General features: G+C 67.0%; 19 protein-coding genes, 1 other RNA gene and 1 pseudogene. 11 read left to right on the forward strand and 10 right to left on the reverse strand.

Annotated elements, in window-relative coordinates:
• The first annotated feature begins 121 nt into the window (after positions 1-121).
• From trxA to HG421_RS11425, 4 genes are all read left to right on the forward strand, one after another.
• Positions 122-982, forward strand: coding sequence for a thioredoxin (trxA, locus tag HG421_RS11410; RefSeq protein WP_169706471.1), 861 nt, complete (start codon positions 122-124; stop codon positions 980-982).
• A 214-nt stretch (positions 983-1,196) separates the two neighbouring features.
• Entirely contained in the window at positions 1,197-1,646 is a 450-nt protein-coding gene (locus HG421_RS11415; protein WP_169706472.1) for a DUF4442 domain-containing protein, read from the forward strand.
• 181 nt (positions 1,647-1,827) lie between these two features.
• Positions 1,828-2,067 carry a DUF378 domain-containing protein gene (locus HG421_RS11420; RefSeq protein WP_169706473.1) on the forward strand — a complete coding sequence of 80 codons (240 nt, stop codon included), beginning with the start codon at positions 1,828-1,830 and terminating at the stop codon, positions 2,065-2,067.
• Between the two features lie 117 nt (positions 2,068-2,184).
• Entirely contained in the window at positions 2,185-3,090 is a 906-nt protein-coding gene (locus tag HG421_RS11425; protein WP_169706474.1) for a peptidylprolyl isomerase, read from the forward strand.
• A gap of 52 nt (positions 3,091-3,142) precedes the next feature.
• Here the strand turns inward: HG421_RS11425 and HG421_RS11430 are convergent, their stop codons facing one another.
• Positions 3,143-4,030, reverse strand: a complete 888-nt coding sequence (locus tag HG421_RS11430) for a DMT family transporter (RefSeq protein ID WP_169706475.1) — start codon at positions 4,028-4,030, stop codon at positions 3,143-3,145.
• A gap of 170 nt (positions 4,031-4,200) precedes the next feature.
• Here HG421_RS11430 and HG421_RS11435 point away from each other — a divergent pair, with 170 nt between their 5' ends.
• From HG421_RS11435 to HG421_RS11445, 3 genes and pseudogenes are all read left to right on the forward strand, one after another.
• Positions 4,201-5,193, forward strand: coding sequence for a LysR substrate-binding domain-containing protein (locus HG421_RS11435; RefSeq protein ID WP_169706476.1), 993 nt, complete (start codon positions 4,201-4,203; stop codon positions 5,191-5,193).
• A 186-nt stretch (positions 5,194-5,379) separates the two neighbouring features.
• A pseudogene (locus tag HG421_RS11440) lies at positions 5,380-6,446 on the forward strand (DUF2867 domain-containing protein); the annotation flags it as partial.
• Between the two features lie 78 nt (positions 6,447-6,524).
• Positions 6,525-6,818: a hypothetical protein gene (locus HG421_RS11445; RefSeq protein WP_029220654.1), complete on the forward strand. Its 294-nt coding sequence runs from the start codon at positions 6,525-6,527 to the stop codon at positions 6,816-6,818.
• Between the two features lie 194 nt (positions 6,819-7,012).
• Here the strand turns inward: HG421_RS11445 and HG421_RS11450 are convergent, their stop codons facing one another.
• Both HG421_RS11450 and HG421_RS11455 read right to left on the reverse strand, forming a co-directional pair.
• Positions 7,013-7,768: a DUF4349 domain-containing protein gene (locus HG421_RS11450; RefSeq protein WP_429001920.1), complete on the reverse strand. Its 756-nt coding sequence runs from the start codon at positions 7,766-7,768 to the stop codon at positions 7,013-7,015.
• A gap of 44 nt (positions 7,769-7,812) precedes the next feature.
• Positions 7,813-8,169 carry a GFA family protein gene (locus HG421_RS11455; RefSeq protein WP_169706478.1) on the reverse strand — a complete coding sequence of 119 codons (357 nt, stop codon included), beginning with the start codon at positions 8,167-8,169 and terminating at the stop codon, positions 7,813-7,815.
• A gap of 228 nt (positions 8,170-8,397) precedes the next feature.
• Between HG421_RS11455 and HG421_RS11460 the strand changes: the two genes are divergently transcribed.
• Positions 8,398-10,206, forward strand: coding sequence for a DUF885 domain-containing protein (locus tag HG421_RS11460; RefSeq protein ID WP_169706479.1), 1,809 nt, complete (start codon positions 8,398-8,400; stop codon positions 10,204-10,206).
• A 1,287-nt stretch (positions 10,207-11,493) separates the two neighbouring features.
• Here the strand turns inward: HG421_RS11460 and HG421_RS11465 are convergent.
• The 4 genes from HG421_RS11465 to rraA form a co-directional block, all read right to left on the reverse strand.
• A complete protein-coding gene (locus HG421_RS11465; protein ID WP_169706480.1) occupies positions 11,494-13,326 on the reverse strand; it encodes an ABC transporter ATP-binding protein in 1,833 nt (610 codons plus the stop codon).
• 200 nt (positions 13,327-13,526) lie between these two features.
• The gene (locus HG421_RS11470) at positions 13,527-14,792 is read right to left on the reverse strand and encodes a cation:proton antiporter (RefSeq protein ID WP_169708168.1); all 1,266 of its coding nucleotides are present in this window, start codon (positions 14,790-14,792) and stop codon (positions 13,527-13,529) included.
• A 215-nt stretch (positions 14,793-15,007) separates the two neighbouring features.
• Entirely contained in the window at positions 15,008-16,603 is a 1,596-nt protein-coding gene (locus tag HG421_RS11475) for a serine hydrolase (RefSeq protein WP_169706481.1), read from the reverse strand.
• A gap of 20 nt (positions 16,604-16,623) precedes the next feature.
• Positions 16,624-17,124 (reverse strand): ribonuclease E activity regulator RraA, encoded by a 501-nt coding sequence (rraA, locus tag HG421_RS11480; RefSeq protein WP_169706482.1) that lies wholly within the window; start codon positions 17,122-17,124, stop codon positions 16,624-16,626.
• A 282-nt stretch (positions 17,125-17,406) separates the two neighbouring features.
• On the opposite strand from rraA, the gene HG421_RS11485 reads away from it, so the two are divergent.
• Positions 17,407-18,252, forward strand: a complete 846-nt coding sequence (locus tag HG421_RS11485; RefSeq protein WP_169706483.1) for a DUF72 domain-containing protein — start codon at positions 17,407-17,409, stop codon at positions 18,250-18,252.
• A 491-nt stretch (positions 18,253-18,743) separates the two neighbouring features.
• Positions 18,744-19,691 carry a DMT family transporter gene (locus HG421_RS11490; RefSeq protein WP_169706484.1) on the forward strand — a complete coding sequence of 316 codons (948 nt, stop codon included), beginning with the start codon at positions 18,744-18,746 and terminating at the stop codon, positions 19,689-19,691.
• 58 nt (positions 19,692-19,749) lie between these two features.
• Here HG421_RS11490 and HG421_RS11495 read toward each other — a convergent pair whose 3' ends face one another.
• On the reverse strand, positions 19,750-20,820 hold the full coding sequence (locus HG421_RS11495) for a GGDEF domain-containing protein (protein ID WP_169706485.1): 1,071 nt from the start codon (positions 20,818-20,820) through the stop codon (positions 19,750-19,752).
• Between the two features lie 213 nt (positions 20,821-21,033).
• Here HG421_RS11495 and HG421_RS11500 point away from each other — a divergent pair.
• A non-coding RNA gene (locus HG421_RS11500) (sX9 sRNA) lies at positions 21,034-21,110 on the forward strand.
• 4 nt (positions 21,111-21,114) lie between these two features.
• Here the strand turns inward: HG421_RS11500 and HG421_RS11505 are convergent.
• The gene (locus HG421_RS11505; protein ID WP_169706486.1) at positions 21,115-21,837 is read right to left on the reverse strand and encodes a pseudouridine synthase; all 723 of its coding nucleotides are present in this window, start codon (positions 21,835-21,837) and stop codon (positions 21,115-21,117) included.
• Between the two features lie 172 nt (positions 21,838-22,009).
• A complete protein-coding gene (locus HG421_RS11510) occupies positions 22,010-24,412 on the reverse strand; it encodes a putative bifunctional diguanylate cyclase/phosphodiesterase (protein ID WP_169708169.1) in 2,403 nt (800 codons plus the stop codon).
• Positions 24,413-24,443 lie beyond the last annotated feature (31 nt).

Below are 24,443 nucleotides of genomic sequence, written 5' to 3' on the forward strand. Positions count from 1 at the left end.
CATTGTCGTGCCGGGCGGACGCGGCGTGAACCCCTTGGGCCTGGCAGCCGCGCCGGACTTGTGTCGGCCGGGTTTGCCACCATTACCCTCCACTGTTGCCGTCACTACTTTCAGGAAGCCCATGTCCGACAAACCGCATGTATTCGATGTCACCACCGACACCTTCGAGACCGAGGTCCTGCAGAAATCGTTGACGACACCGGTGCTGGTGGACTTCTGGGCCACCTGGTGCGGGCCCTGCAAGACGCTGACGCCGATCCTGGAAAAGCTGGCCGCCGACTACCACGGCGCCTTCGAGCTGGCCAAGGTCGATGTGGACAAGGAGCAGCAGATCGCGGCCGCGTTCCAGATCCGCTCGGTGCCGACCGTCTTCCTGGTCAAGGGCGGCGAGCTGGTGGACGGCTTCCCGGGCGCGATGCCCGAGGGCCAGATCCGCGAATTCCTCACCCAGCACGGCGTGCTGCCGGCCGAACCGCAGGTTGCCGAAGCGCCGCTGCACGAGGCGCCGCTGGACCCACAGGCGCAGGCCGCCGCGCTGCGCGAGGCGATCGCCGCCGAGCCGGACAAGGACGAGCTCAAGCTGGACCTGGCGCTGGCCTTGCTCAAGACCGGCGATACCGCCGAGGCCGAACAGCTGATCGATGCGCTGCCCGCCAATCTGGCCACCGATGACCGCGCGGTGCGTGCCAAGGCCCGCCTGAGTTTTGCCAATGTGCTCAAGGACGCCCCGGACGCGGGCGCACTGCAGGCCAGCGTGGACGCCAACGGCGCCGACCTGCGCGCCCGTCATCTGCTGGGCGTGCGCCATCTGCTCGACGGCAACGACGAAGCGGCGCTGGAGCAGTTCCTGGAAATGCTGCGCCAGGACCGCAGCTTCGACGACAACCTGCCGCGCCGCAGCCTGATCGACGCATTCCGCGTGATCGAAGACGAAGACCTGGTGGGCCGCTACCGCCGCAAGATGTCGGCGTTGGTGTTCTGATGCCGACGGCGCTGCGGCGCCAGATGGGACACTTAGGAGCGGACCTCGCCGTGGCGGGGCATTACTACCGGTCGCCAATCTGCCGCCCCGGTAAGGCTGCGTCGCAGCCAGGTCCGCTCCGACTGACACGAGCGGCCGAGGTGGGTGGCTAGCGCCCACCATACGCATGCGAATGTTATGCTGCACACCCGCCCCGCCATGGATCCCGGCCCGCATGCGCGCTTCACTGTTCAAGCTCGGTATCAACCTGTGGCCACCGTATCTGTTCGCCGGCATCCACGTCAGCGTGCTCTCGGCCGACTACCGCTTTGCACGGGTGGAACTGCGGCAGCGGCCCTGGAACCGCAACTACGTCGGCACCCATTTCGGCGGCAGCCTGTTCGCCATGACCGACCCGTTCTGGATGCTGCTGGTGATGCAGAACCTGGGCCGCGACTATTACGTCTGGGACAAGGCCGGCAGCATCGATTTCGTCAAACCCGGGCGCGGAACGGTTAGCGCGGACTTCGTGATCGACGACCAGGTGCTGGCCGAGCTGCGCGAAGCCACTGCCGGTGGCGGCAAGCATCTGCGCTGGTTCGAGAACGAAGTGCACAACCGCGATGGAGAGGTGGTGGCACGCGTTCGCAAGCAGCTCTACGTCAGGCGCAAACCGGCGCGGTGACGGCGCGCTGCCGTTGCATGCCAGCGCCGGTGATCGATGTTTCAGCCGCGCCAAGGCCGCGCGCCGGGCGCCCGGATGTGAGCGTGATGTCTGCACGCGGCGCCACGCGGCGACCATGCTCACGACATACTCGCTGCCGCATGCGGACCCTGGGGCCTCCCAACCCACATGGAATGCCTGCATGAAAGCGATCAACATCATCACCCTGGTGCTTCTTATCGTCGGTGGATTGAACTGGGGCCTGGTCGGCCTGTTCCAGTTCGATCTGGTGGCGGCGCTGTTCGGTGGACAGGATGCGCTGCTGTCACGTGTGGTCTACACGCTGGTCGGCATCTCCGCGCTCTGGCAGCTGGTGCCGTTGTTCCGCAACAACCATGGCGCAGCTGCGCATCACACCAGCCCGCACGTGCGCAACTCCTAAAGGGGGCCAAGCCTGCACCGCTGGCATCCTGCGCTGGCGGTGCGGTTTGCGAAACCGCGCTTTGCGTCCTTGCGTGCATTGGTCAAGAATCGGGCATCTTCCCGACTGGTTGCCTTCATGCTGCTGCGCACCGTTGCTTCTGCCTGTCTGCTCGCCCTGGTCCTGCCCGCTGCCGCCAACGCGGCCTATCGCAGCCCGCAACAGATACTGGACAGTTCACCGGCCGGCGCATGGCGCGTGCTCGATCCCGAGCGCACCCTGTATCTGGAGCTGGATGGCGGGCGGGTGATCATCGAGCTGGCGCCGCAGTTTGCGCCCGAACATGTCGCCAATATCCGCACGCTGGCGCATGAGCGCTTCTGGGACGGGCTGAGCATCTATCGCTCGCAGGACAATTTCGTGGTGCAGTTCGGCGACCCGGATGGCGAGACGCCGGGCAAGGCCAAGTCACTGGGATCGGCCAAAACGCATCTGCCGGCCGAATTCGAACGCGCCTCGCAGGGCCTGGACTTCCAGCGTCTGCCCGATAGCGACGGCTGGGCGCCGCAGGTCGGCTTCGTCGATGGCTTTCCGGTCGGCCGCGATGGCGCCAACGGCAAGACCTGGCTGGCGCACTGCTATGGCACCCTCGGTGCAGGCCGCAACAACGACGACGACAGCAGCATCGGCGCCGAACTCTACGTGGTCACCGGGCAGTCGCCGCGCCAGCTCGACCGCAATATCACCGTGGTTGGCCGCGTGGTCAAAGGCATGGAATTGCTGAGCGTGATCCCGCGTGGCCCGGACCCGATGGGCTTTTACGAAGACCCCGCCCAGCGCTCGCCGATCCGCGCGATGCGTCTGGCCAGCGAAGTGCCGGTACCCGAACGTACGCCCTTGCAGGTGCTGCGCACCGACAGCCAGACCTTCCGTGATGTGGCCGAAGCCCGCCGCAATCGCAAGGACGCTTTCTACAAGCGCCCGGCCGGGCATATCGATCTGTGCAATGTGCCGTTGCCGGTACGGGCGCCGCCTGCCGGCTAGTTCGGGATTGGGGTTTCGGGATTGGGGATTCGTAAAAGCGGGCGCGCTCGTTTTAGCGGGCGCGCTGGCTGAAGGCGACGCTGCCGAGGATCAGCACTGCGGCGACCAGCATGGTCCAGGTCAGCGGTTCGCCCAGCAGCGACCATGCCAACAGCGCGCCGAACACCGGCACGAGGTAGGTCACGGTGGATGCACGCGCCGGGCCGATGCGCTGGATCAGGCGGTAGTACATCAGGAACGCCAGCCCGGTGCAGACCACGCCCAGCGCGGTGGCGCAGGCCCAGGCCACTGCCGGCACCGGCGTGGTCGGCCACTGCCACCAGGCCAGCGGTGCCAGCAGCAGCGCACTGCAACCCAGCGTGGACGCCGCCGATGCCGCCGGCGGCAGGTCGCCCATGTGCCGCTTCACCAGGTTGTAGCCGATGCCGTACAGCAGCGACGCAGTGGCGCCCGCCAGTGCTGCCGGCCCCACGCTCAGCCCTGCCGATTTGCCGGTGGCCAGCACCAGCACGCCGATGAAGCCCACCAGCAAGGCCAATGCGCGCCGCGTGCCGATCTTTTCGCCGAAGAACAAAAACGCGATCAATGCGGTGAACAACACCGTCATCGCATTGCAGATCGCACCGACGGCTGCCGGGGCGTGTTGTGCGCCCCAGGCGAACAGCAGAAACGGCAACGCGGAGTTGAGCACGCCGATTGCCGCCAGCATCGGCCAGCGCCGCAGCGGGAAGCGCTCGCGTGCCAGCCACAGGAACGGCAGCAACACCAGTGCGCCCAGCGCCAGGCGAATTTCCACCAGCACCACCGTGCCGAACCTGGGTGCGGCCACGCGCATGAACAGGAACGAGCAGCCCCAGACGATGCCGAGGAACCCCAGCTCCAGCGGCGTACGCCATTCGCGTGCCGCCAGCTGCGGCTGCGTCGAGGGGTGTGCGCTCACGGGCAGGCTCCTGCGACGCGCCGCAGTGCGCTGAAACGGCAGGCAACGACATCCGGCAGGCAGGTGGACATGGCACGATCATCGCGATGGGATGACGCAGCATCGGCTGCGCCCGCAGGCGCGACAAGCGCGTAGTATCGCAGCCAGCCACAAATCTGACTCATGTCTGGATGAACCTGCGCCCCACCCTGTTGCCCGCGCTGGGCGTGTTCGCCGCGGCCGCCCGCCACCAGAATTTCGCGCATGCGGCCGAAGAACTGCACCTCACCGCCAGTGCGGTCAGCCACCATGTGCGCAAGCTGGAAGCGTTGCTCGGCGCGACCCTGTTCCAGCGGCTGCCGCGCGGCGTCAAGCTCACTGCCGAAGGCCGCCAGCTGGCCAATGCCGCCACCGCCGCACTGGCCGAGATCGCGGCGGTTGCCGGCAACCTGCATCCGCGCGACGAGGCCATCCCGCTGCGCGTCACCACACTGCGCTCGCTGTCGTATTGCTGGTTGCTGCCGCGGTTGCCGCGCTTCTGCCGCGCGCATCCGCACATCCGCCTGGACCTGCAGTCGGACCCGGCATTCTCGCGTTTCGAGGAAGGCGGCCCCGAGCTGGGCATTCGCTACGGACAGGGCGCCTGGCCCGGATTGACCTCGCAGCACCTGATGGACGACGAGCTGTTTCCGGTGGCATCGCCCTCGCTGCCGGAAGTGGCCGCGCTGCGCACCGCCGCGCAGATCGCGCAGCTGCCGCTATTGAGCGACATGTCGCCGCAAGGCTGGCGTGACTGGTTCCGCGCCGCGCAGGTGCGCGGCACCACGCTGCCGCCGATGCACACCTTCAACGACAGCACCGACGCCATGCGCGCGGCGGTCTACGGCCTGGGCGCGGTCCTGGCACGCAAGCACATCGCCCAGCCCTACCTGCAGCGCTACGAGCTGGTGCGCCTGCCCGGGCCCACGCTCAAGGCGCGCTACGCCTATTACATCGTGCACCCCAGCCACCGCGCGCCCAGCCCCGCCGCTGCGGTGTTCATCGACTGGCTCAAACGCGAAGCCCTGGACGAGCGCACGCCGATGCCGGCGCTGCCCGCCGAGCTGGTGACATTGCCGCCGAGCGACGGCGTGCGGGAGCTGCGGGGGCGTCGGAATACGCGCAAGGCACTGGCAGCAGATTGAAGCCTGGTGGAATCCGGGTAGGCGTGTGGCTTCGCCCGTACCCTCACCCCAACCCCCGCTCCGCACCCCGGCCCGCGCTTGCGGCGCGGGCGCTCCAAGCCACGCGCGCCAGTGGCGCGCAAGCTGTGCCTTCTCGCCCCGTGGGGAGAGGGGCTTTGCAAGAGAATCGCGCTGCAAGGGGCTTTCCCCTTCCACTGCCACGCCGGCAACCGCGTGTTTACTGCCATCACCGGCAGCGGCGGCGCACAGTTGCGCTTTTCCACCGCCTCGCCGCAGCAGATCGAAGCGGACCCGCATGCGTTCGTGCGCGCGCTGCGTTATGTGAACCTGCCCGGCGACAGCCTGTTCACCGTGCGCTTCGGCGGCGGCACCTGGCATCAGTTCGCACCGGCGCAGGGCGATGCCATGCATTCGGCCTTCTTTGCGTTGTCCTGCCACCCGGACGAAGCCGGCGGCGTACTGAGCGACGCGCAGCAGGCATTGGTCAACCGGGGCCAGGCCACCATCGCCAGCCTGACCGAGCTGCTGCCGGCCTCGGCTGGAAGCAACGCGCCTGCAGCCGCGCGCGCCGCTGGAGCGGCCGGCTGCGGCAGGCGCTGCCGCGGGTACGTCGGCCCGGGTTTGTCGCCACGCGCCTGGGCTTGCCGCAGATCCGCCCGCTGAAGGGCCTGCCTGCCGATGCATTGCTGCACGGCCAGCTCGGCGAGGCCGTACATTTCCAAGACAGCCACCAGCTGGAGCTGGACACGCGCCAGTTGCGCAGCGACAACCTGCAGGGCGTGCTCTGCGATCTGCTGCAGGCGTTCGTGGATCAGCCGCCGGGCGGGGTGAGCGGATTGATGCGGCTGCGCAACCTGATGGTCAAGCCGCTGGGGCTGCGTACCTCGCGCCTGGGCTGCCCGGTGTCGTCCTTGCTCGATCCGTCTGCAAAGCAGCTGTTCGCCGGGCGCTTCCCGGTGCTGGCGCAACGTCGCGATGCCGATGGGCAGCAGGTGCAGGTCGTCCTCGGCGCCGACGACAAGCATCTGCGTTTTCGTTCCTCGATCGGGTTGCGCCGCATCGGCGAGCATCGCATCGTGCTGACCATGGCCACGCAGGTCAGCTGCCGCAACTGGCTGGGACGCCTGTACTTGGCCTCCATCCATCACGTGCATCACCACTACATCGTGCCGAGCATGCTGCGCGCCGCAACGCAGCGCCTACTGCATGCCGAACAGGCGGCAAGCGATGCCTGGCTGGCGCATTCGCCGTGAACGGCTGCGGCGGCGCCATCACCTCGTTTTGTCCTCGCGCTGCCTAGGCTTGGGGTCCCCAATCCCCAGGACACGTCCATGCCCACTCTTCGCCTGCGTATCACCGGTACCGACGACGACGCGCGCGCCATCGCCAACCTGCTGCAGAGCATCGAAGGCATCGAGCACGTGGAAGAAGTCGACGACCTGATGCCGCACCTGGACGACGATGATTCCAGCTCGGCCGGCCTCTCCGATGATGAAGGCCCGGGCAGCCACGAATTCGAAGTGGATGCCGGCAATGAAGCCACTGCGCAGAAGGTGCGCGACGCAGTGCAGGAACTGGCACTGCAGCTGGATGTGTTCGTCGAATACGAATACGACGAAGGCTGAGCATCGCGTCGGGGGCTGCCCAACGCATGCGCGCACCGCTGCGCCGCAGTCGGCGGCAGCCCCTGATCCAATGTTGCCTGCGCCGCCTGCAAGGTGCAGACGGCGCATCCGTCTCAAGACTCCTGTCTAGCGCAATTGGCCTACTCGACATGACACGTCATCTCGGGGCCACGGAACAGCCGCCGCATGCGGGTTCAGGACATCCTGCGGCGCCGTTGGCGCCAGCGCCAGGCCAGCAGCGCCAGCCAGCCGACCACAGCGGCAACCACGCCCACCGGCAGCAGCGCCGCCACCGCACGAATCACGAATGCCACGCTGGCCGCGAACACCTGGCCGAACTCGGCTGCCGCCTCGGCGATCTCGCCCTTGCCCTGTTCGCCCCCGGTGCTGCTGAAATGCAGCGTCAGCAACTGGGTGCGCACGCGACGTTGTTGTTGCGCGGCCTCCTGCTGGGTCTGTTGCGCCTCGGCCTCGATGTCGGCCAGGCGCTTGGAGACCGCCAGCAGGTCGCCCACCGCCAGATCACGGCGTTGCTGCAGCTCCAGCAGCCGCGCGTGTTCCTTCTGCAGCCGCGCCTGCGCCAGCCCGGTATCGGCGATCTGCTGGGCCAGATCCTCGGCGCGCGTGCTGCGCGCGGCCACATCGCCGTGCTGGCCGGCCAGTTGCACCATCGGCTCGACGCCCTCGGGCACCAGTCGCACGCTGACGCTGCCGCCAGGATCGCGCCCGCCGTGCTGCTCCACCGTCAGCAGTGCGCAGGTGCCGTACTGCGCGCTCTGGCAGGCGCTACGCACCGCGGCGATGCGCTCGCCGATCTGATCGGCAGGCAGTTCGATGCGGACATCGTGTTCATAGGCCAGTGCCGCACCGGATGGTACCGGCGCCGGCGGTGCCGCAGCGCCGCCATCGGCCGCCATGTCGCCCTGCGGCCGCGCGCAGCCCGCCAGCATCCACCCGATCAGCAACAGCGCCGCATACCGCGGCAGGCCGCGCCTCACAGGCTGGCTCCATCGACCTTCTGCACGCTGAGCGTGGACAGATCCAGGTCGGGAATGCAGCGCACGTTGACGGCAACATTGGCTTCCCCGGTCTTGGGGTTGGCGCCCTCGCTGAACGGCGCAATGCCGCACGCTGCGCAGTAGTGGTGCGCAATATGCTGCCGATTGAAGCGGTAGCTGCCCATCTCCTGCGCGGCCCCGTGCAGCTGCAGCTGCGAGCGCGCACCAAACCACAGCAGCCCGCCGCGACGGCGGCAGAACGAGCAGTTGCAATCGTAGACTTCGGTGATCGGCGCATCGGTCTCGAGCTCGAACGCGATGCGTCCGCAATGGCAGCTGCCGGCGTACTGCATGGGTTTGCTCCTTGGAAAACAGTGCGATTGGTACATGACTCAGGAACCATGGACCGTTGCCGATGCACCACCGGCCCTGGGTGAGGCCAGCTGCAGTGCCGCTGCGGCAACAGCATGCGGTCGCGCCCGCCTGATCGGGTACCGCTCGGTGGCCACTCTAAACCAATGGCGGATGCGAACGGGCGCACAGATGCCTATGCTGGCGGTTTGCTCTGACCAGGATCCACGATGCGTCAACGCCTGCTTGTCCTCGCCCTGCTTGCCGGCCTCGGTGCCTGCCAGCAACAGCCCCAATCCCCGCGCGCCGATGCCACACCCGCTGCCGGCGCGCAAGATGCACAGAGCCCGGATGCGCGGTTTGCCGCGCTGTCCAAGCGTGCACTCGACACCTGGATGCAGCTGTCGCCGGTCACTGCCACGCAGACCGGCGACCACCGCTTCGATGCGCAGATCGACGACCTCAGCGACGGCGGCCGCCAGCGCAGCCTGGAAGCCAACAAGACCTTGCTGACCGAACTGGACGCGGTCGATGTCGCCAAGCTCTCGCGCGAGAACCAGGTGGACGCCGCCATCCTGCGCAATCAGCTGCAATCGGAGATCTGGAATACCGAGGTGCTGCAGAGCTGGGCCTGGGACCCGCAGGTCTATAACGGCCTGGCCGGCAGCGCGTTGTATGGTCTGATGGCGCGCGAGTTCGCGCCGCTGCCCGAGCGCCTGAGCGCCGCTACTCAACGCATGGAAAAAATTCCCAGCATCTTTGCGCAGGCGCGTGCCAACCTTGACCCGGCACGCGTACCGAAGATCCATGCAGAGACGGTGGCCAAGCAGAACAAGGGCATCCTCAGCATCGTCGACACCTTCATCGCGCCCAACATCAGCCAGCTGGGCCCGATCGAAGCGGCGCGCGCGCAAGCGGCCATCGACAACCTGAAGAAGGCAGTGGCCGAGCAGCAGACCTGGCTGGACACCGTGCTGGTGCCCAACGCCAAGGGCGACTTCCGCATCGGAGCGGAAAAGTACGACCAGAAGCTGAAGTTCGCGCTGCTGTCGTCGCTGTCGCGTGCCGACATCAAGCAGCGTGCCGAGTCCGAACTCAAGCGCGTGCGGGGCGAGATGTACGGCATTGCGCGCACCGTGCTCAAGGACAAGCCCGGCGCTCTCAAGCTGCCCGAATCGCCCAACGACGCGCAGCAGCAGGCCGCGATCGAAGCGGCGCTGGAACTGGCCTATGCCGACAAGCCGGCGCGCGACAAGGTGGTGGACCAAGCCAAGGCAGCGCTGGCGCAATCGACCGAATTCGTGCGCCAGAAGGATTTGATGACGCTGCCCGATTCGCCGGTGGACATCATCCTCATGCCGGAATTCCAGCGTGGCGTGGCAGTGGCCTATTGCGATTCGCCCGGCCCGCTGGACAAGAATCTGAAGACCTTCTACGCGGTGTCGCCGATTCCTGACGACTGGAACGACAAGCAGGTCGACTCGTTCCTGCGCGAATACAACACCCGCATGATCCACCTGCTGAGCATCCACGAGGGCACGCCGGGTCATTACCTGGAAGGCTGGCACTCGGCCAAGTTCCCGTCCACGCTGCGTGCGGTGCTGCGTTCGGGCATGTTCGCCGAGGGCTGGGCGGTGTACACCGAGCGCATGATGCAGGAACAGGGCTATCTGGATAACGACCCGCTGTTCCACCTGGTGCAGTTGAAGTTCTACCTGCGCACCATTGCCAATGCCATCCTCGACCAGGGCGTGCATGTGGACGGCTGGGATCGCGACAAGGCGATGCATCTGATGACCCACGACACCTTCCAGCAGGAAAGCGAGGCCTCCGGTAAATGGGTGCGCGCACAGCTGTCGTCGGCGCAGCTGCCGACCTACTTCGTCGGCGTACAGGAGCATCTGGATACGCGCAAGGCGGTGCAGGAGAAGCTGGGCAAAGACTTCAACCTGAAGGCCTACCACGACAAGATGCTGTCCTATGGTGCGCCGCCGGTGCGCTTTGCGCGCGAACTGATGCTGGATCAGCCGATCGAGTGATGAATCCCTTCTCCCATCGGGACATTGTCCTCCTTTATGGAGGAGAAGGTGCCCCGAAGGGGCGGATGAGGGGCGCCCCGCGAAGTTGTCACCGCCTGCGCGGTCCAACGCGTCGCCACGCGCCTTCAGAAATGACACACCAGTGGCTTCGCCCCGTACCCTCACCCCAACCCCTCTCCCGCAGGAGAGGGGCTTGCTGCTGCAGGCGAACGAAGGACTGCAGTGCTTCCTTCTCCCGCGCGCGGGAGAAGGTGCCCCGTAGGGGCGGATGAGGGGGCGCCCCGCGAAGTTGTCACCGCCTGCGCGGTCCGATGCGCCGCTACACGCCTCCAGAGGACACACCAAGTGGCTTCGCCCCGTACCCTCCCCCCAACCCCTCTCCCGCAGGAGAGGGGCTTGCTGCTGCAGGCGAACGAAGGACTGCAGTGCTTCCTTCTCCCGCGCGCGGGAGAAGGTGCCCCGCAGGGGCGGATGAGGGGCGCCCCGCGAAGTTGTCACCGCCTGCGAGGTCCAACGCGTCGCCACGCGCCTTCAGAAATGACACACCAAGTGGCTTCGCCCCGTACCCTCACCCCAACCCCTCTCCCGCAGGAGAGGGGCTTGCTGCTGCAGGCGAACGAAGGACTGCAGTGCTTCCTTCTCCCGCGCGCGGGAGAAGGTGCCCCGCAGGGGCGGATGAGGGGCGCCTTGCGAAGTTGTCACCGCCTGCGAGGTCCAACGCGTCGCCACGCGCCTTCAGAAATGACACACCAAGTGGCTTCGCCCCGTACCCTCACCCCAACCCCTCTCCCGCAGGAGAGGGGCTTGCTGCTGCAGGCGAACGAAGGACTGCAGTGCTTCCTTCTCCCGCGCGCGGGAGAAGGTGCCCCGCAGGGGCGGATAAGGGGCGCCCCGCGAAGTTGTCACCGCCTGCGAGGTCCAACGCGTCGCCACGCGCCTTCAGAAATGACACACCAGCTGGCTTCGCCCCGTACCCTCACCCCAACCCCTCTCCCGCAGGAGAGGGGCTTGCTGCTGCAGGCGAACGAAGGACTGCAGTGCTTCCTTCTCCCGCGCGCGGGAGAAGGTGCCCCGCAGGGGCGGATAAGGGGCGCCCCGCGAAGTTGTCACCGCCTGCGCGGTCGAACGCATCGCCACGCGTCTCCAGAGAACACACCAAGTGGCTTCGCCCCGTACCCTCACCCCAACCCCTCTCCCGCAGGAGAGGGGCTTGCATCATTGCTTTTTGCGTTGGCAGGCGGGGAACGCACACTCCAGTGTCACGCAGCTCTCGCACACAACGTCACCTCACGCATCCGCCGCAACGAACCCACCCGTCTGCCGCGCCCACAGGCGCGCATACAGCCCGCCGTGTGCGATCAGCTCCGCATGCGTGCCGGTCTCGACGATGCGGCCGCCGTCCATCACCACCAGCCGGTCCATGCGCGCGATGGTCGAGAGCCGGTGCGCGATGGCAATCACCGTCTTGTTGCCCATCAGCGCGTCCAGGCTGTCCTGGATTGCCGCCTCCACTTCCGAATCCAGTGCCGAAGTCGCCTCGTCCAGGATCAGGATCGGTGCGTCCTTGAGCAGCACGCGCGCGATGGCGATGCGCTGGCGTTGACCGCCGGACAGCTTGACCCCGCGCTCGCCGACGTGTGCATCGAAGCCGCGCCGGCCTTCGCCATCCACCAGCGTCTCGATGAACGCTTCCGCGCGTGCCTTGCGCACCGCATCCAGGATCTGCGCTTCGCTGGCCTGCGGCCGCCCGTACAGCAGGTTGTCGCGGATCGAGCGATGCAACAGCGAGGTGTCCTGCGTCACCAGGCCGATCTGCCCGCGCAGGCTTTCCTGCGTGACCCGCGCGATGTCCTGCCCGTCGATCAGGATGCGCCCCTGTTCCAGGTCGTACAGCCGCAGCAGCACGTTGACCAGGGTGGATTTGCCGGCGCCGGAGGGCCCGACCAGGCCGATCTTCTCGCCGGCGCGCACCTGCAGGTCCAGCCCGGCGATCACGCCGCCGCGCTTGCCGTAATGGAAATGGATCTGCTCGAACTGCACCTGCCCCTGCGTCACGCGCAGCGGCACCGCATCGGGCGCATCCTGGACCTGCACCGGCTGGGAGATGGTCTGCATGCCGTCCTGCACGGTACCGATATCTTCGAAGATGCCGTTGACCGTCCACATGATCCAGCCGGACATGTTGTGGATGCGGATCACCAGGCCGGTGGCCAGGGTGATGGCACCCACGCTGATCTGGCCGCGACTCCACAGCCATAGCGCCAGCGCGCAGGTGCCCACGATCAGGAAGCCGTTGGCCATGGCGATGGCGGTATCCATCGCGGTGGTCACCCGCGTCTGCCCGCGATGCTTGACCGCCAGCTCGTCGATGGCATCGCGGACGTAGGCTTGTTCGCGGCCGGCATGCGCGAACAGCTTGAGCGTGGAAATATTGGTGTAGCCATCGACGATGCGCCCGGTCGCCTTGGAACGCGCGTCCGACGCCACCCAGGCACGCGCCTTCATGCGCGGCACGAAGAACGCCATCAAGGCGACATACACCACCAGCCAGATCAGCAGCGGTGCCATCAACCACGGGTCGGCCTGGGCGAACAGCCACAGCGCACTGCCGGTATAGACCACGATGTACCACAGCGCATCGACCATCTGCACCGCCGATTCGCGCAACGAGGTACCGGTCTGCATCACCCGGTTGGCAATGCGGCCGGCAAAGTCGTTGTTGAAGAAGCCCAGGCTCTGCCGCACCACGTAGTTGTGCATCAACCAGCGCGAGCGGTTGCTCAGGCCGGGCACGATGGCCTGGTTGACCAGCAGGTTGTGCAGCCCGGTAAAGAACGGCCGCGCGATCAGGGTGATCGCGGCCATCCACGCCAGCTCGCCGGCATGCCGGCGGAAGAAGTCCGGCCCCGGACGCTCGGTGAGCATGTCGACGATGCGGCCCAGGAAGTCGAACATCGCCACTTCCACCAGCGCCAGCAACAGCCCGGCGATCAGCGTGGCCAGCAGGATCGGCCACAACGGCCGCAGGTAATGCAGATAGAACCGCCACACATTGCGTGGCGGCATCTCCCGCTCGATGGGCGGGAAGATATCGATCAGGGATTCGAACCAGCGGAACATTGCAGCCACATCGTCAGACGCCGGGCACCCAGGCTAGCCGATCGGGCGTCAAGCCGTGGTGCGGTGCCTGCTCAGCCGACCCTGGCTAACCGCTCTTGGTCGCGGATACGCAGCAGCAGCCGGTTGATCTCCGCCACATCGAACTGCGCCGGGTCGAAACGCCCGCCGAGCGTGGCCACCCACTACACGGCGGCAAGCCTTCAACGCCGTTGCAGACTCGGCACCGCATCGCTCACGTGGGCATGCCGGCGCATGATCCAGTTGAACAACGGCGTTGCCATCAAGGTGGACAGGATCGCCATCAGCACCAGTACCGAGAACAGGCCTTGTTCGATCACCCCGGCCTGCAGGCCGATGTTGATGATGATCAACTCCATCAGCCCGCGCGCGTTCATCAGCGACCCGATCGCCATCGCGTCGCGGTTGTTCTCGCCGGTGGCGCGCGCCGCGGCCCAGCAGGCCACGCCCTTGCCCACGAACGAGGCAAGCAGGATCGCCACCCCGGCCAGCATGATCTGCGGCTGCAGCAGCACGCTGAGCTGGGTCTTCAGGCCCGAATAGGTAAAGAACAACGGCAGCAGCAACACCACCACGAATGGTTGCATCATCGCGCGCAGCTTCTCGGTCAGCGCGCCCTTGGGCAGGCAGACGCCGAGCAGGAAGCCGCCGAACACCGCATGGATGCCGATCGCATCCATCGCCCAGGCGCTGACGCAGAACAGCATCAGCACGATCGCCAGCATGCTGTTGTCGAGCGGCTGGTCCGGCGCCACGTGGTCGGCCAGCCGGCGCAACAGATGCCGGCCGACGAAGAGCATGAACACCGCGTACGCCACGCCGCCGCCGATGGCCAGGTACGCACTGCCCCAGCTGCCGCCGAAGCTGGCCAACACCACGGCCAGGATGCACCAGGCTGCCGCGTCGTCGAACGCGCCGGCGGTCAACGCCAGCGTGCCCAGCGGGCTAGTGGTCAGGCCGCGTTCGTGGATGATGCGCGCCAGCATGGGGAATGCGGTGATCGCGATGGCCGCGCCCAGGAACAGCGAGGCCTCCATCAGCTTGGCCTTGTCCGAGAACAGTCCATCCACGGTGAGCAGCCACGGGCACATCGCAAAGGCCAGCGCGAACGGCACCGCGATGCCGGCCAGCGACACGCTCATCGCGCTGCGGTAGCGCGCGCGGAAGTGATCGCCACGGAAATCGGTGCCGACCAGGAACATGTACAGGCCCACGCCGAACTGCGCGAACACGTACAGCACGTCCATGGTCTGCTTGGGGAACAGCGCCGCCTGCACGCCCGGCGCCAGCAGGCCGAACAGCGACGGCCCCAGCATCACGCCGGCGATCATCTCGCCGACCACCTGCGGCTGCCCCAGACGCTTGGCCAGCCTGCCCACCAACCGACACACCAGCAGGATCGCAGCGGCCTGCAGAAAGAAATACACCGACATCTGCGGAGTGGTCATGCGTGCGGCGACATCCTTGAGAAGTGCGCGGATCATAACCACACGCGGCACCAGGCGGTAGCCGCACGGTGGCGATAACCACGGCCCGGGCGGGCGTGGATCAGGCGTCGACGATGGCCACTGAGCGGACTGTCGGCGCGCTTACCGACCGCTGCCGGCAATTCGGCCACCAGCGCACTCAATCACGCCCGGCACACCACCGGCCGAGCATCACCTCACTTCGGCGCTGCGGCGTCCGCCTCGACCGGGGTCAGCACCAGATCCTGAAAATCGAAGCTGAAATCGGTCAGCGGCGAGATCGCTTCCATGCGCATCTCGCGCACCGCACCATCGGGTGTCAGCGCGAAGTTGACGAAGGCATCGGCATTCAAGGAGCGGTCGTCCCAGCGCACGATGAAGCTGTCGTGCTGCCAGTGCTCCAGCGTGCCGACCAATTGCGCGGTCTTGGAGAACTGCAGGCGCAAGCGCGTGCCGTCCTGGCGGATCACCACATCGCCGTACCACGGGTCGCGATAGGTGGCCGCATAACTGCGCAATGGCAACGACGGCGTCGAACGCGCGGCGCGCGCGTCCTGGTGTTGCTTCCAGCTGGTATCGGCATCACCGGCCGCCTTGTCCACCGCCTTCACATAAGCCGCGGTCCAGTCGGTAGGCGGCGCCTGCAAGAACGCATCCAGCACCTGCCAGGTCACCGCGTTGAACGCTGCCCCCACTTCCTGATTGGTCAGCACCACCACACCCAGGTTTTGGTCGGGCACCAGCGTCAGCCGCGACACCATGCCCGGCCAGCCGCCGGTATGCGAGACCAGACGGTGGCCGCGGTAATCGCTCAACCCCCAGCCCTCGCCATACCCGGCAAAATTGGGCCGCGCGGCCGCCAGTTCGGGGACCGGCGCCTCGGCAATCGCAACCGGGGTGATCACCGACCACATTTCCTGCTGCCGCTTGGCACTGAACAGCGGTTTGCCATCCGGCAAGACGCCGCCGGCCAGTTGCACCTTCATCCACAGCGCCATGTCGTGCGCGCTGGAGTAGATGCCGCCGGCACCGGAGTTGTTGGACCAGGTCAACGGCGGCACGGTCCGCAGCTGGCTGAAATCGTATTTGGCGTGCCCGACTGCGGCATTGTCGCCGGGCTGCAGGTGGTCGGCATTGAAGCGCGTGCCGCGCATGCCCACCGGCGTAAAAATGCGCTGTTGCAGGAATGCTTGGTAGCTCTGCCCGGACACCTGCTCGATCACCTTCTGCGCCACCGCGTAGAGGATGTTGTCGTAAGCGTAGCGATCGCGAAATCCGCCCTTCAACGGCACCTTGGCCAGCCGCTGCACCACTTCTTCGGTGGTGTAGCTGGTGGTTGGCCAGAACAACAGGTCGCCCGCACCCAGGCTCAGACCGCTGCGGTGGGCCAGCAGATCGCGGATGCGCATTTCTCCACTGACGTACGGGTCGGACATGCGGAACCACGGCAGGTGGTCGATGACCTTGTCGTCCAGCGAGAGCTTGCCCTCGTCGGCCAGGATCGACAGCGAAGCCGCGGTGAACGCCTTGGTGTTGGAGGCGATCGCGAACAATGTGTCGGCCTGCACCGGCTCGGGTTTGCCGATCTCGCGCACGCCATAGCCGCGCTCCAGCACCACCTGCCCGTCCTTGACGATGGCCACCGCGATGCCGGGCACGTCGAACTGCTTGCGCACACGCTCCATCTGCGCATCGAACTGCTGCATGCCGGCAGGCAGCTCCGCCGCCTGCGTCGTTGTCACCAGGGTCGCCAGCATCAGCACGCCTCCCGTCAGCCATTGATTCACACGCATTGCCATTCCCCTGAGATCGATCAGACCAGGCCGCCGGCACTGTCCAGCGACAGTGGCAGCGGCGTCACCAGCACCCCGTTGCGGTCGGCGTACAGCCAATGCCCCGGCACGAACGCCACCCCGGCGAAATTCACCGGCACATCCACATCGCCCAGATCGCGCCGCTCGGTGCGCCGCGGGCAGGCCGCCAGCGCCAGCACGCCCAACGGCAGGCTGTCCAGGATTTCGACATCGCGCACGCAGCCGTGGATCAGCACGCCAGCCCAGCCGTTGGCCACCGCCTGCGCTGCGATCTGATCGCCCAGCAACGCATGCTTCAACGAGCCCTGCCCGTCCACCACCAGCACCCGACCATCGCCCGGCGTGGCGACCAGCTCGCGCACGCGCGAGTTGTCTTCGAAGCAGCGCACCGTCGCGATGGGGCCGGAAAACGTATCGCGCCCACCAAAGTGCCGGAACAGCGGCTCAGCGACGCTGACCTCCGAAAAACGGTCACATAGATCGGGCGTGGTCCAGGTCATCGATACGCTCCCATACGGCGATGCAGGCATGGTAGCCGGCTGCGCTGGCGTGCGGCAGTGGCTAGCGCACTGTGGCGGTGCGCGGCGAAGCGCGCGATCGCGCGGGCCGTAGCGACGAGCCACCCGGCGTGGGCGAGGAGATGGTTGCGCTCGCCATGGTCAGCGCTGGGCGCGATCATTCTCACCCGCCATGCAGTGCCGGTACGCGAGGCTGTACGCCGCAATCGCGGCCTGGTGCAGCACCGCCGCAATCGTGCACCTCCTGCCAACGAGCCCCCCGCGATGACCGACCTGTTCGCCTCCACCCCACCCGTCCTCGAAGGCATCCACGTCGGCATCGGCGGCTGGGTGTATGCGCCGTGGCGCGCAGGCATGTTCTATCCGGAAGGGCTGGTGCAGCGCCGCGAGCTGGAATACGCCAGCCGCCACGTCAGCGCCATCGAGATCAATGGCACCTATTACGGCGCACAGAAACCGGCAACCTATGCGAAGTGGCGCGACGAGGTACCGCCCGGGTTCGTGTTTTCGGCCAAGGCGCCGCGACGCATTACCCAGTCGCGCAGACTGGCCGGCACCAAGGCCCAGGTGGAAGACTTCATCGGCGGCATTGTCGAGCTTGGCGATACCCTGGGCCCGCTGGTGTGGCAGTTCGAGCAGGGGCATCGCCTGCAGGTCGACGACCTGGACGCATTCCTTGCGCTGCTGCCCAGGCGCGCGGGCAATCGCCGCCTGCGTCACGTGCTGGAGATCCGCGATCCGGAGGCGGTGGATGCATCGCTGCTGGCGCTGGTGCGTCGCCACGGCGTTGCGACCGTGTTCACCGATTCGGACGAACACCCGTCCTTCGCCGACCTGTCCACCGACTTCGTCTACGCACGACTGATGCGCAGCCAGGCGCGCCTGCATGCGGGTTATCCCGCGCCCGCGCTCGCACGCTGGGCCCAACGCATCCACGCCTGGCGGCGCGGGGAAGATCCGAACGATCTGCCGCACATCCAGGAGCCATCGAACGCGCGCGGTGCGGCGCGCGAGGTATTCGTGTTCTTCATCAGTGCGGCGAAGGAGCGCAATCCGGCAGCGGCGATGGCGCTGTTGGAGGCGTTGTCGGCAGATCAGGCACGTCGTTGACGTGGGTGCGGCAACCGTTTTCAACCATGGTGCGTGGCGGATTGAGGACGGATGCGACGACTGCACGCGTCTGCGGCTCGCCCTTGCTCCGTGTGGTCGCTGCTGCCGGGCGGACCGTGCGGCGTGCTTACGGGGATTTGTGCTGTGCGTGACCCATGGCATTGCGGCACGGTTGTAGGGGATGAGGCCAGCCACTGGGTGTGTCATTTCTGGAGGCGCGTAGCGACGCGTTCGATCTCGCAGGCGGTAACAACTTTGCGAGGCGTCCCCTCATCCGCCCCTGCGGGGCACCTTCTCCCGCGCGCGGGAGAAGGGAAAGCTGCAGTCCTTCGTTCGCCTGCAGCAGGTCGCCTGCATCAGGACCCATGCAGCGGCAAGCTCCTCGCCCGGCAGGAGAGCGGGTTCGGTGCGGCTTCCGTGCGCGGGGCTTGTCGCAGCAGGATTGCCGCGCCGCCCGGCGCCGGTACGATGCTTTTCGGCGACAATGGCCCATGCCCACCTCCGACCTGCGCAAGGCGCAACTGCAAATCCATTTCTGCGTCCTGCTCTGGGGGATCACCGCGATCCTGGGCAAGCTGATCACGCTGCAGGCGCTGCCGCTGGTGTGGTGGCGGATGCTGATCGTGGTGGTGGCGCTGGCGCTGTGGCCGCGGGTCTGGCGTGGGCTGCGGGGCCTGTCCGCGCGGGTGGTGCTGGGCTATTGCGGCATCGGCGCCCTGGTGGCCCTGCACTGGCTGACCTTCTATGGCGCCATCAAACTGGCCAATGCGTCGGTGGCGGCCACCTGCATCGCGCTGGCGCCGGTATTCACCGCGGTGATCGAGCCCTGGGTAACGCAGCGGCCGTTCCGCCCGCGCGAATTGCTGTTCGGCCTGGCGGTGCTGCCCGGGGTGGCGCTGGTGGTGGGCGGCGTGCCGGACGGCATGCACGCAGGCGTGCTGGTGGGCGCGGTTTCCGCGGTCTTCGTCGGGCTGTTCGGCTCGCTCAACAAGCGCATGGTGGCGCATGCCGACCCGCTCACCGTCACCGCGCTGGAGCTGGGCGCCGGCACGCTGACCCTGACCCTGCTGGCGCCGGCGATGCCGCTGCTGCTGCCATCGCTGCATGGCGATCTGCTGGTCATTCCCGGACTGCACGATGGCATTCTGCTGCTGGCCCTGTCGCTGGCCTGCACCCTGCTGCCGTTCGCCCTGGCGCTGGTCGCGCTGCGCCATCTGAGCGCGTATTCGGTGCAGCTGGTCACCAACCTCGAACCGGTCTACGCCATCGTGCTGGCCATCGCCCTGCTGGGCGAGCAGCGCGAGCTGACCCTGCAGTTCTATCTTGGCGTGGCGATCATCCTCGGCGCGGTGTTCCTGCATCCGGTGCTGGAACGGCGGCGCAAGGTGGTGCACCCGGAACTGCTGGGCACCGCCGAAGCCAAGACCATCGTCGACTGAGGCCGCGCCCGAACCGTCTTCTCCCGCGGCAGACACGACAACTCGTCACCAAGCGCCGCTAGTCCAGCGCCACCACCCGGTCGCGCCCACCGCGCTTGGCGGCGTACAAGGCCTGGTCGGCGCGCTTGATCACCGCCTCCACGCTTTCGTGCGGATACAGCATGGCCACACCGATGCTCACCGTGACCGGCAAGGCAATCGTCATGGTCGCCACGCTTTGCCGCAGGTATTCGCACTGCAGCCGCGCCTGCTGTAGGTCCACATTGGGCAGCAACAACACGAACTCTTCGCCGCCGTACCGCGCGATGGTGCCGCTACCGGCCACATGCGCACGCAGCAGCGTGGACAGCTCGCGCAGCACCGCGTCGCCCTGGTCGTGCCCGTGCACGTCGTTGACCACCTTGAAGTGATCCACGTCCAGCAACGCCACCGACAGCGGCTGGTTGGCCACCCGCGTCTGCTGGGTGGCGGCCGCCAGTGCGGCGGTGAAGGCGCGGCGATTGGGCAGGCCGGTCAGTGGATCGGTGCGGGTCTGCTCGACCAGGTCGGCATTGACCGCCTCCATTGCCGCGTAATACTGCGCCATCTGCTGCTCGTACCATTCGCGCTCGCGCAACTGCTGGCGCAGCTGCTTGCCGGCCAGGCGCAGTTCCAGCAGATGCGAGGCCTGCCGCGACAAGGCCTGCAAGGCAGCGCGCTGGTCATCGCGCAGGTGCGCCGGCGCCTGGTCGAACACGCACAGCGAGCCCAGCGGCATGCCTTCGCTGGTGACCAGCGGCGCGCCGGCATAGAAGCGCACTGCGCCCTCGCCGGTGACCATCGGGTTATCGAAGAAGCGCGGATCCAGCAAGGTGTCGTCGACCATCATCACTTCGTCCGGGCGCAGGATGGCGTGCGCGCAGAACGAGATGTCACGCGGCGCCTCGCTGCGCGGCACGCCATGGGCAGCCTTGAACCACTGCCGGTGCGCGTCCACCAGCACCACCGCCGCCATCTTCGTCTGGCAGACGGTGGAGGCCACCAGGGTGAGGTCATCGAAGGCGCGCTCGGGTGGCGAATCCAGCAGGTCGTACTGACGCAGGGCGATCAGCCGTTCGGCTTCGTTTCCCGGCAATTGCGGTTTGATCACGCAGTCAGCCCCCCTGCTGATTGGTTATCGTCGCAAGTATGCCGGAGCCGCATTGGGCGGGCCATGCATGCGCGACTTCGCACGTCTTCGCATAGCTTGCGGTTCATCCAGCCAGCCGGCTGGGACCGGCTGACAACTCGCCGGTTGACAGCTCGCCGACTGACAACATGAGTGCGCAGCCGCCAGGCGGGCGCGGCCGATGCGCGGCGCGGCATGTACCGCTCGTCCACTCGGGTTCTGCGCGCGTCGTCCACACCCAGCTCACGACCGCTCGCTCCGTTCTCTTGGCCGCTGTTACAAATCGGTGCGCTGCGGCAGCAACCCACGCAGCTCCGCATCGCTGAGATTGCGCCATTGCCCCGGTTTGAGCGCGGCCAGCTTGATGTTGTCGATCCGCACCCGGCGCAGCTGCGTCACCCGGTACCCGAACTCGGCGGCCATCAGGCGGATCTGCCGGTTCAAGCCCTGCTCCAGCACGATGCGGAACCCGAACTTGGCGATCCGCGCAGTGCGGCACGGCAACGTGGTCTCGTTATGGATGCGCACGCCGCGCGCCATGCCGCGCAGGAATTCATCGGTGACCGGCTTGTTGACCGCTACCAGGTATTCCTTCTGATGGCGGTTCTCTGCGCGCAGGATCTCGTTGACGATGTTGCCGTTGCTGGTCATCAGGATCAGCCCTTCGGAATCCTTGTCCAGACGGCCGATCGGAAAAATGCGCTGCTCGTGGCCGACGAATTCCACGATATTGCCCTTGACCGAACTCTCGGTGGTGCAGGTGATGCCTACCGGCTTGTTGAGCGCGATGTAGACATGCTTGCGGCCGCCGGGCTTCCTGGCCTCGCGTGCGCGCAGCGGTTGGCCGTCCACCAGCACGGTATCGTCCTCGCCCACCACCGCACCGGTGCCGGCCACCACGCCATTGACGGTGACGCGGCGCTCGCCGATCAGGCGGTCGGCCTCGCGGCGCGAGCAAAAGCCGGTCTCGGCGATATGCTTGTTGAGTCGGTTGGTCATGTGCCAATTATCGGCGATTTCGGTGGCCGTGCGCCGTTGCCTGCAGGCGGTAGCGCCTCACCTGCGTGCCGAGCGGCTTGCGCAGCAGTGGCGCATCCGGCAAACAACGCGTCCCCACACGCCGCCAGGGTCTCAGGGCCTTATGCCCCGCTGGCGACGGCAATGACCCACCCTAGCCGTTGACCATCAGCAGCGGCTGCGGCGCGATCAGGTCCTCCAGCGGACACGGGCGATGCAGGCTGAACCCCTGTACCTGGCCCACCCCCGCCTCGCGCAGGCCGGGAATATCGCACTCCGACTCCACGCCTTCTGCCACCACTTCGATGCCCAGCGCCAGGCCGACCTGGGCGATCGAATGCACCGCCGCGCGATCCACTGCATCGTGCGCGTAGTTGCGCACGAAGCCGCAATCGATCTTCAGCACATCCACGGTGAACTGCTTGAGGTAGCCGAACGAGGCCAGCCCGCTGCCGAAGTCGTCCAGCGCCACATGGCAGCCGCGCGCGCGCACGCTCTGCACGAAGCGCTGCGCATGTTCCAGGTCGCCGATCACGGCGGTCTCGGTGATTTCCATGCACAACTTGGGCACCAGCGCGGGATAACGCTCGAACAGGGCGCAGACGAAATCGAGAAAGTCCGGTTGCGCGATCGATTGCGCGGACAGGTTGACGTGGCACAGGTCCAGCGTGGCCACATGCATCGGGCTGGCGGCCAGCTGCGCGCACAGGGTTTCCAGCACATAGGCATCGACCATGCGCCCCAGCCCGTAGCGCTCCACCGCCGGCAGGAATTCGCCCGGGCTCAGCACCCGCCCGTCGCGCGCGCGCATGCGCACCAGCACTTCGTATTGCAGGCGCCCGGGGTCGTTCAGCACCTGGATCTTCTGCGCATACAGCAGCAGGCGCTGTTCGGCGATGGCCTGTTGCACGGCGCTGATCCAGCCACCGTCGTGACGCCGCCGCGCCAGAGCGAGATCGCTTTCGCCTAAGCAGCGAATGCGGTTGCGGCCTTCTTCCTTGGCCGCGAAACAGGCCAGGTCGGCCGCGGTCATCAAGGCATTGACGTCGCTGGCGCCCTGGCGGATCTCCACCACTCCGAAGCTGCAACTGGGCGTCAGCGGCCGGCCGTCCTGGTGGCTCCACGGCTGCCCGAGCACGCCATGCATGCGCTCCAGCAGCGCTTGCGCCTGCGCCAGGTCGGTATTGGCCAGCAGGATCGCGAACTCGTCGCCCCCCAGCCGCCCCAGCCAATCGCCCGGGCGCAGCTGCATGGTGATGACATCGGCGAAGTGGCACAGGAACTTGTCGCCGACCGCGTGCCCGAAGGTGTCGTTGACCAGCTTGAAATGGTCCAGATCGACGAAGCACAGCGCATGGCACAGCTGCGGCGACTGCGGCGGCTCGATCAGCCGCAGCAGGCGGCGCTCGATCTCGCGGCGGTTGATCAGGCCGGTCAGGGCATCGTGGCGCGCGTGGAAGGCGACCTCGTCGGCCAGTTCGTGCGCGTGCGAGACATCCTCGATCACCGCCAGCACCAGCGTGGGCTCTTCCGGGCCAGGCTCCACCAGCGAAGCGCTCCAGCGGCCCCACATCACCCCGCCATCGGCCCGCAGAAAGCGCAGCTCGCCCGATTGCATCAGGCGCGGCCAGTCGATCATCCCGCGGTCGTCCAGCACGATGTCGTCCAGATGCATCACGTCCGCCAGCGTGCAGCCCGGCAGTTCGTCCGGGCGGTAGCGCAGGATAGTGGCCATCGACGCGTTGGCATCGAGCACATGGCCACGCAGGTCGAACTTGACCATGCCCAGCGCGGCCTGCTGGAACGCGGTGCGAAAGCGCCCCTCGTGCGACAGCAGGTAATCGCGGATGCGGCGCATCGCCAGCACGCAGGTGGTCAGCACCAGCAGCAAGGTGGCCAGGCTGCAGACCACCATCACGTCGTGCAGCAGGCGCGCGCAGCGGGTCAGCAACACCAGGAATTCGGCCGCATCGCTGCGCATGCGCGCATCCAGCAGATGCAGTTCGTCGCGCAGCGCCTGCAACGTGCGCGGGTCCGGTTTGCCGGTGGCCTGTGCCGAGGCGGCGCGGTCGGCCAGCGCACTCAATTGCAGGATGTCGGCATCGGTGCGCTTCCACAGCGCAATCGCCTCGCCCAGGTACGGCACGCCCTGGCCATAGCGGTACAGCCGCACCATCTGCGCCATGTCCTCAGGGGCATTGCGGCCAGCGGCCAGACCGGCATGCACCGCGCCCCAGTCGATCACCGGCTGCTCGACCGCGATGCGCGCCGAGCGATCCCCCAGCGGCACTTCCAGCGCGCGGCAGGCGGCCTGCAGGTCGGCCGGATCGCCGCTGCCCAGGTACCGTTCCAGCCAGTACACCGATTCCTGCTGGGCCTTGGACCACTGGCTTTCGCCAACGATCCAGGCGGTTGCGCCGGACTGGGTTTCGATCACCAGCGCCGAGCCCACTGCCATGACCACCGCCATGCCGATCAGCAGCGCCAGGGGCAGCGTCAGCCAGCCGCGGACCAGGTGCAGGGTCTGCCCACCACGCTTGCGTGCTGCCTGTGCCATTGCCATGTGCCCTTCACCGCCCCAGTGCGAT

The organism is Xanthomonas campestris pv. badrii (assembly GCF_012848175.1).
In the GTDB taxonomy this organism is placed as follows: Bacteria; Pseudomonadota; Gammaproteobacteria; order Xanthomonadales; family Xanthomonadaceae; genus Xanthomonas; species Xanthomonas campestris_C.